Origin of the sequence: Kineococcus glutinatus (genome assembly GCF_039542765.1) — a bacterium.
GTDB lineage: Bacteria > Actinomycetota > Actinomycetes > Actinomycetales > Kineococcaceae > Kineococcus_A > Kineococcus_A glutinatus.
The window spans coordinates 1-8,081 of sequence record NZ_BAABIL010000160.1; the positions used below are offsets into that span (position 1 = coordinate 1).

10 protein-coding genes are annotated in these 8,081 nt (G+C 72.6%); all 10 read left to right on the plus strand.

From position 1 onward, the window contains the following. Nucleotides 1–726, plus strand: a 726-nt coding sequence (gene fliK / locus ABEB16_RS06855; RefSeq protein ID WP_345711512.1) for a flagellar hook-length control protein FliK, incomplete at its 5' end; no start/stop codon positions are given. A 90-nt stretch (nucleotides 727–816) separates the two neighbouring features. Further along, nucleotides 817–1,341 carry a flagellar hook capping FlgD N-terminal domain-containing protein gene (locus ABEB16_RS06860; protein WP_345711513.1) on the plus strand — a complete coding sequence of 175 codons (525 nt, stop codon included), beginning with the start codon at nucleotides 817–819 and terminating at the stop codon, nucleotides 1,339–1,341. Nucleotides 1,342–1,393: 52 nt separating this feature from the next. After that, a complete protein-coding gene (locus ABEB16_RS06865) occupies nucleotides 1,394–2,665 on the plus strand; it encodes a flagellar hook protein FlgE (protein WP_345711514.1) in 1,272 nt (423 codons plus the stop codon). Between the two features lie 380 nt (nucleotides 2,666–3,045). Beyond that, the gene (locus tag ABEB16_RS06870) at nucleotides 3,046–3,375 is read left to right on the plus strand and encodes a flagellar FlbD family protein (RefSeq protein WP_345711515.1); all 330 of its coding nucleotides are present in this window, start codon (nucleotides 3,046–3,048) and stop codon (nucleotides 3,373–3,375) included. A gap of 2 nt (nucleotides 3,376–3,377) precedes the next feature. Further along, nucleotides 3,378–4,151, plus strand: a complete 774-nt coding sequence (locus tag ABEB16_RS06875) for a motility protein A (RefSeq protein ID WP_345711516.1) — start codon at nucleotides 3,378–3,380, stop codon at nucleotides 4,149–4,151. Next, nucleotides 4,151–5,161: an OmpA/MotB family protein gene (locus tag ABEB16_RS06880; protein ID WP_345711517.1), complete on the plus strand. Its 1,011-nt coding sequence runs from the start codon at nucleotides 4,151–4,153 to the stop codon at nucleotides 5,159–5,161. Before ABEB16_RS06875 ends, ABEB16_RS06880 begins: the two co-directional genes overlap by 1 nt. 1 nt (nucleotide 5,162) lies before the next feature. Further along, nucleotides 5,163–5,675, plus strand: a complete 513-nt coding sequence (locus ABEB16_RS06885) for a flagellar basal body-associated FliL family protein (RefSeq protein ID WP_345711518.1) — start codon at nucleotides 5,163–5,165, stop codon at nucleotides 5,673–5,675. 162 nt (nucleotides 5,676–5,837) lie between these two features. Further along, on the plus strand, nucleotides 5,838–6,782 hold the full coding sequence (locus ABEB16_RS06890) for a flagellar motor switch protein FliM (RefSeq protein ID WP_345711519.1): 945 nt from the start codon (nucleotides 5,838–5,840) through the stop codon (nucleotides 6,780–6,782). Continuing rightward, nucleotides 6,779–7,531 carry a flagellar motor switch protein FliN gene (gene fliN / locus ABEB16_RS06895; protein WP_345711520.1) on the plus strand — a complete coding sequence of 251 codons (753 nt, stop codon included), beginning with the start codon at nucleotides 6,779–6,781 and terminating at the stop codon, nucleotides 7,529–7,531. The genes ABEB16_RS06890 and fliN overlap by 4 nt, the downstream gene beginning before the upstream one ends. Beyond that, nucleotides 7,531–8,081 (plus strand): flagellar biosynthetic protein FliO (gene fliO, locus ABEB16_RS06900; protein ID WP_345711521.1); only part of this gene is annotated, 551 nt, incomplete at its 3' end. The genes fliN and fliO, both read left to right, overlap by 1 nt.

Below are 8,081 nucleotides of genomic sequence, written 5' to 3' on the forward strand. Positions count from 1 at the left end.
GCGCGCACCGCGCCGGCCACCGCCCAGCCGGGCGCCACCCCCGCACCCGTCGTGCTCGCGGCCAGCCCCGTCGTGCCCCAGCCGGCGACCTCGCCGCTGCAGCGAGCGGTGACGGACGCGCTCGCCGCCGTCGATCCGGCGCAGGGGGCCGCCGCCGCGCCCGTGCCCACCGCCGTGGTGGCACCCGCACCCGCAACGGTCACCGCCACCGCCCCGGCCGTCCCGGTGACGTCCACCCCGCCCGCGCCGCTGCCCCTGACCAACCCCACGGCCTTCGCCGCGGGGCTGGCGGGCCGGCTCGAGCACCTGCCGCCGGCCACCGACGCGGTCCACCGCCTGACCGTCGAGGTCAACCCCGTCGGCCTCGGGCCCGTCCAGGTCAGCGCCGAGGTCCTCGACGGCGCCCTGCACGTGCAGCTGTCCGCGGCCTCGGAGCTGGCCCGCCACGCGCTGCGCCAGGCCGCCGGCGAGCTGCAGCGCGAGCTCGCGTCCACGAACTTCGCGTCCACCAGCGTCGACGTGCGCGGCGACGCGCAGCCGGGCCAGCAGCACTCCCGCGCCGCCGCCGACGCCGGTCAGGGCGGCTCCCAGCAGCGCTCCGGGCAGCAGGGGCAGCAGTCCGGCCCCGGCGGCGACCGCCGCGCCCTGTTCGCCGCGGACGAGCAGCGCGCGTCCCGGCGCAGCGCGTCCGCCGCCGCCCGCGGCGGCCTGGACCTGCAGGTCTGAGCCCCGTCCCTGAGCCCCGTCGCCCGTCCGGCGGCAGGAAATGCCCCGGACGGGCTACAGGAAATCACCCGGACGACCGAAGGAGGAAGCATGACCATCGACGCGGCCAGCGGCTCCTCGCCCTACGCCTCGCTCATCGCCAACTCCGACGCGGCGCAGGCCAGCGCCGCCGCCAAGACGAGCAGCGCCGCCAGCACCAGCACGAAGGCGTCCGGCAGCACCCAGGCCAACAAGGACACCTTCATGAAGCTGCTCGTCGCGCAGCTGCGCTACCAGGACCCGTCCAAGCCGGTCGACTCCTCCGCGTTCATCGCGCAGACCGCGCAGTTCTCCTCCCTGGAGACGCTGGAGGAGATGAGCAAGAACAACGTCTCGCTCCTGGCGTCGCAGCAGCGCCTGCAGGCCAGCAGCCTGGTCGGCCAGACGGTCACCTACACGGGCGCCGACGGCAAGCCGGTCACCGGCGTCGTCTCGTCCGCCTCCTTCACCGCCAGCTCGGTCGGCGGTACCGGCGGTGAGCCGGTCCTGAAGGTCGACGGCAAGGACGTGGTGCTCTCCAAGGTGAGCAGCGTCGACGTGCCGAAGAGCCAGAGCACCGGCTCCTCCTCCTCCTAACCAGCCAGTTCCCCGCCAGATCCCCCGCCAGCCGTCCGAAAGGCAACGACAGATGCTCCGCTCCATGTTCTCCGGTGTCAGCGGCCTCCGCTCCCACCAGACGATGATGGACGTCGTCGGCAACAACATCGCCAACGTCAACACCACCGGTTACAAGAGCTCCAGCGTCGTCTTCTCCGACACGCTCAGCCAGCTCACCAAGGCCGCCGGTGCCCCGACGGACGCCAACGGCGGCACCAACCCGTCGCAGGTCGGCCTCGGGGTCCGCGTCGACGCCGTCACGCAGAACATGACCCAGGGCTCGGCGCAGTCCACCGGCAAGTCCACCGACCTCATGCTGCAGGGCGACGGCATGTTCGCCGTCCAGCAGGGCGACGGCGTGTTCTACACCCGCAACGGCTCCTTCACCCTGGACGCCGACGGCTCGGTCGTCACCAACGCCGGCGGTTACGTCATGGGCTGGCGCCCGGACGCCAACGGCACCATCAACACCAACGGCCAGGTCGGCAAGCTGGTCATCCCCGCCGACAGCGTCATGGCGGCCAAGGCGACGAGCACCGCCACCGTCACCGGCAACCTCGACCGGACCTTCGCCAACGGTGTGCCCGCGACGGCGACGACCTCGTTCAAGGCCTACAACGACCAGGGCGAGGCCACCACCGTCCACATGCGGTTCACCAACGCCAGCACGGCGTCGACCCCCGACAACACCTGGAACATCGAGGTCTCCACCGACGGCGGCGCCACGTTCGCCCCCAGCACGCCGGCGGCGAGCATCAACTTCGACGCCACCACCGTCAACGGCGTGGCCTACGTCGACGGTGCGTACGCCACCTCCACCCCGTCCCCGCTGACCATCACCACCGCCGGCGGCGGGACCTACGACGTGGACGTCAGCAAGCTGACCGGCTACGTCGGCACCACCGGCAAGAGCGCCATCGAGACCGCCCAGGACGGCGCGCCCATCGGCACGCTGATGAGCTACTCCTTCGGCACCGACGGCGTCATCACCGGCTCGTACTCCAACGGGTACAAGCAGACCCTCGGCCAGGTCGCCATCGCGACGTTCAACAACTCGGCCGGTCTGGTCAAGGAGGGCAACTCCCTCTACAGCGTCTCGACCAACTCCGGTGCCCCCGTCTACGGCATCGCCGGTGAGGCCGGTCGCGGCGCCCTGCTCGCGGGCAGCCTGGAGATGTCCAACGTCGACCTGTCGGCGGAGTTCACCAACCTGATCCTCGCCCAGCGCGGCTTCCAGGCGAACTCGCGGATCATCTCCGCCTCCGACGAGATCCTGCAGGACCTCGTCAACCTCAAGCGCTGACGCGCCTGAGCGCCGGCTGAGCCCCCAGCCGGACACCGCACCACCCCGACGCCCCCCGGCCCGCACCACGCAGGCCGGGGGGCGTCCGGCGTCCCGGGGCCGCCCGGCGCGCCCGAACCCGTAGATGGGCCCTCCTGGAGCTGCTCCAGGGCGCCCGGACCCGGAGATGGGCGCCGCCGGGGCGGCTCTGGGGTGCCCGGACCCGGAGACGGGCGCCGCCGGGGGAGCCGCTGGGCACGCGCCCCCGGTTGCAGAGAGTAACGCATTAGCACGAACGGGTTCATGCGGCAAGCCCGCCTCAGATCCACGTCAGCAGCGCCGATGGAACGGCGCACAGCGGCCCACGGAAGGGCCCCACTCCAACGCCAAGGACGGATCCCGTGATCCTCGTGACCCGCCTCAACGGGTCGGTGTTCGCCCTGAACCCCGACCTGATCCAGCGCGTCGACGCCACGCCCGACACCGTCGTGACCCTCGTCGACGGTGCCAAGTTCATCATCAGCGAGCCCCTCGCCGAGCTGGTCGAGCGGGTGCTCGCGTTCCGCGCCCGCGTCGTCGCCACCGCGCACTCGCTGGAGGAGACGGGGTCCGCGGACGTCCTGGAGCTCGTCCACCCCGCCGCTGAGGCCAAGACCAAGGGCGCCCAGGGCGCCCCCGACACCGACAGCGAGTTGCCGGCCCCGGTGCCGCTGCACCGCAGGAGGCCGTGACCATGGACATCGCGACTATCGTCGGGCTCGTCGTCGCCACGGCGGCCGTGCTCTGGACCCAGAACCACGAGGGTGGTTCCGTCGGCGACATCCTGCTGCCCGGACCGCTCGTCCTCGTCTTCATCGGCACCCTCGGCGTCGGCCTCATGGGCGGCACCCTCAAGGACGGCATCGCCCTCATCGGCACGCTGAAGCGTGCCTTCCTCGGCAAGGTGACCAACGCCGGCGACACCGTGGGCGTCATCGTCCAGCTCGCCGAGCGCGCCCGCCGCGAGGGCCTGCTCGCCCTCGAGGACGCCATCAAGCAGGTGGAGGACGACTTCCTCCGCGACGGCCTGCAGACCGCCATCGACGGCACCGACCCGGACGAGCTCTACGAGATCCTCCAGGGCAAGATCCAGGCCAAGAAGACCGCCGACAAGCAGGCCGCCAAGATCCTCGGTGACATGGGTGGCTACGCGCCCACCGTCGGCATCTGCGGCACCGTGATCTCGCTCTGCGTCGTCCTGCAGAACCTCACCGACGCCGCCGCGCTCGGCCCGATGATCGGCGCCGCGTTCGTCGCCACCTTCTGGGGCGTCGCCAGCGCGAACTTCTTCTTCCTGCCGGTCCAGAGCCGCCTCATGCGCCTGTCGGGCCTCGAGGTCGCGCAGATGGAGCTCGTCGTCGAGGGCATCCTGGCCATCCAGGCCGGCGCCAACCCGCGCTCGGTGGCCAAGAAGCTGGAGAGCCTGCTGCCCCCGGGCACCGCGGTGCCGGACAAGAAGGCCGCCTGATGTCCGGCGGGGGCGGCAAGCGCCGGCACAAGCACGAGGAGCACGACGAGCACGTCAACCACGAACGCTGGCTGGTGTCCTACGCGGACATGCTGACGGTGCTCATGGCGCTCTTCATCGTGCTCTTCGCCCTCAGCCAGGTGGACCAGAAGAAGTTCGCGGCGTTCAAGGAGGGCCTGGAGGACGGCTTCGCGCCCAGCAACGTCGTCCTGCAGGGCAGCCAGGGCGTCAACGACGCCGAGAACGGCGAGGCGCCGCTGGACATCCAGGCGTTCGTCACCGGCGACCCGCTGGAGCTGCAGAGCCGCGAGCAGGTCCTCGAGGAGGCCCGCACCGAGGAGGAGCGGGTGGAGGCGCAGGGCAACCTCGACGCCGCCACCCAGGAGGTCGCCGACTACCGCGAGATCGAGAAGCGGATCGACGCCGCCCTCGCCGTGGACGGCAACCAGGACCAGGTGACCTACCGGATCACCTCCGAGGGCCTCGTCGTCGGCCTCGTCGCCGACAACGTGTTCTTCGCCAACGCCAGCGCGGACGTCGAGCCGACCGGCCTGGAGGTCCTCGACGCGGTCGGCCCGGTGCTGGCCTCGCTGCCGCACCAGATCGTCGTGCAGGGGCACACCAACTCCCTGCCGCTGAGCAGCACCACGCGCTACCGGGACAACTGGGACCTGTCGACGTCGCGCGCCAACAGCGTCGTGACCCGCTTCATGCACGTGCACCACCTGGCCCCCACCCGGCTGACCTCCACGGGCTACGGCGAGACCCGTCCGCTCTACCCGGACACCGACCAGCGGGCGATGGCCGGCAACCGCCGCGTCGACCTCGTCGTCGCCTCGCCCTCCTCGGAGGCGGTCCGGGCCCTGCTGCCGGAGGTCGCGCAGTCCACGCCCACCGACGGCCCCGCCGAGCTGGACGTCCCCGCCACCGCCGCGGCGGAGAGCACCACCGAGCACGCCGCTACCGAGACCACCGCCACCACCACCGAGACCGCGACGGGAGGCCACTGACATGGCCGGTAAGAAGGACGAGGCCACGGCCCCCGAGGGCGCCAAGGCCGGCAAGAAGAAGCTCATCATCATCGGCGCCGCGGCCGCGGTGCTGCTGGCCGGTGGCGGCACCACGGCCGGCCTCGTGCTGGGCAAGGACGCCTCCGCCGCCACGGCGGAGACCGCGGAGGAGGTGCTGACCCCGGGCGACATCACCGCCCTGGACCCGATCAGCCTCAACCTCTCCGACGGCTACCTCAAGCTCGGCCTGGCGCTGCAGGGCGTCGCCGCGGAGTCCAGCGGTCACGGCAGCTCCAGCGGGCTGGACGGCAGCAAGGCCTACGACCAGGCGATCAGCTACTTCAGCGGCCTGTCCATGGCCGAGCTGTCGGACCCGGTCAAGCGCGAGGAGCACAAGACGCACCTGCAGGAGAAGATCATCGAGGCCTACACCACCGAGGACCACGAGACCGGCGAGCACACCAAGACGGTCATGGGGATCTACCTCACGCAGTTCGTGATGCAGGCCTCCTGAGGGACCGGCAGCACAGCAGGGCCACGGCGGACGTCCGCCGTGGCCCTGCTGCGTTCCGGGCCCCGGCCCGCGCCGGGCACGAGGAGGTGCCCGCCGGCCGCCCCGCTCACTCGTCCGGCCTAGCGCTAAAGGGTGACGGCCGTTCGTGCCGATAGATGCAGCGTGGCACCTGAGACCTCCACCAGCGCCGAACGGGTGAACGGCGGCCGGCGTACGCGGCGGCGCGGCGTCCCCGTCCCGTACGACTTCCGGCGGCCGACCAAGCTGTCGCGTCAGCACGCCCGCGTGCTCGAGATCACCTACGAGGCGTTCTGCCGCCAGTGGGCGACCCTGCTGTCCTCGACCCTGCGCACCACCGTGCAGGTGCACCTGGACAGCATCCAGCAGTACAGCTACGACGAGTACGCGGCCATGCTGCCCATGCCGTCGGTCATGGCCGTCTTCGACCCCGAGCCCCTGCTGGGCGCCGGTGTCCTGCACGTCGAGACCCCCATGATCCTCGGCGCCATCGACCGGATGCTCGGCGGCACCGGCACCGGCACCCAGCCGATGCGCGTCCTCACCGACATCGAGGCGTCGCTGGCCAAGGGCTTCGTGCAGCGCGCCCTCACGGAGCTGGCGAGCTCGTTCGCCACCCTCGTGGACCTGAAGGCCAACCTGACGTCCATCGAGCAGAACCCCCAGTTCGCCCAGGCCGCCTCCGCCACCGACGTCATGATCGTGGCCACCATCGACGTCGAGATCGCCGGCACGCGCAGCGCCGCCACCGTCGCGATGCCGCTGGACCCGCTGACCGCCGCGCTCAGCGCCGCCGAGCTCAAGGTCGCCACGCCCGAGGAGCTGCGGGTCCGCCGGCTCAACCGCGACCGGCTCGACGACCACCTCGAGTCCATCCCGGTCGAGGTCTCCGTCCGCTTCAACGCGGCCCACCTGCGCCCGGACGAGATCCTCGCGCTCGTCCCCGGTGACCTCGTGCGCCTGCCCCACCGCGCCGAGACCCCCCTCGACGTCGTCGCCTCCGGCGCCCGCGTCGCCACCGCAGTCGCGGGCAGCCGCGGTCCGCGGCTCGCCTGCCTGATCGTCCCGACCCCCGAGGAGACCCGATGAGCACCGCCACCACCACCGACGCCCACACCTTCGTCAGCCAGGCCGCCGAGGCGGCGCTGTCCCTGCTGCCGCTGTCGGCGCCGGGCAGCATCACCGGTGTCGTGCCCGCCGACTCCGCTCCCAACCTCGGCGACGACGGCATCGCGGTCTCCGCCCGCTTCGCCGGCGCGGCCAGCGGCACGGTGGCCATCGTCGTCGGCGAGGCCGTCATGGACACCCTGATGAGCAGCCCCGAGGGCGCCCTCGACCTCGTCGACGCCCTGCGCCCGGCGATGGAGGCCGCCGTGGCCACCCTCGGCCACTGCACCGTCGGCGCGGGCGTCGAGGGCGAGCCGGCCACGGCGTTCGCCACCCTGCACGGCGAGGGCGGCGCGGTCGCCATCGTCGGCTCCGACGGCGAGACCCTGGCCCTGGTCGGCCTCGCGGTGTCCGCGTCCGGGTCCGCCGCCCCCGCGGCCGCCACCGCCGCCGCCGCACCGGCCGCCGGCGGCCCCCGCCGCACGATGGACCTGCTGCGCGGCGTGCAGATGGACGTCACCGTGGAGCTGGGCCGCACCAGCATGACCGTGCAGGAGCTGCTCGCCCTGACCTCCGGCTCGGTCGTCGAGCTGGACCGGGCCGCCGGCAGCCCCGCCGACATCCTGGTCAACGGCCAGCTCATCGCCCGCGGCGAGGTCGTGGTCGTCGACGAGGACTACGCCATCCGCGTCACCGAGATCGTCGTCCCCGGGGCGGAGAACGGCGCCTGATGGAGACCCTCGCCGTCCTGGCGCGGATGTCCGTGTCCCTCGTCGCCGTGCTGGGCCTGATGTGGCTCATCGCGCGCCGGATGCGCCGCTCCCGCTCCGCCGGTGCCGCCGGGAGCGGCCTGGCGGTCCTGGAGCGCACCTCGATCGGCCACAAGGCCGGTGTCGCGGTCGTGCGCGTGGGGGACCGGGCCCTCGTCGTGGGGGTCACCGAGCAGCAGGTCAGCCTGCTGTCCGAGCTCGCGCTCGACGCGGTGCTCCCCACGGCCGCGGACGGCGAGGACTCCACCGGGGTGCGCGAGGTCGAGGTCCCCGACTCGCCCGGCGCCCTCGCATCGCCGGCCTTCGCCGCGGCGCTGGCCGCGCAGACCGACGGCACGGCCACCACCGGCCAGGCGGCCCCCCAGCTCGTGGGGGCCGCCGCCGGGTCGGCCCTGACCGGGTCGGCCGTCTCACCCGCCACCTGGGCCAAGGCCTACGCCGTGATCCGCGAGAGGACGTCGTCCCAGGTGATGCCGACGTCGGGGGTGAGGCGCTCGGTCATGAGCCGGGC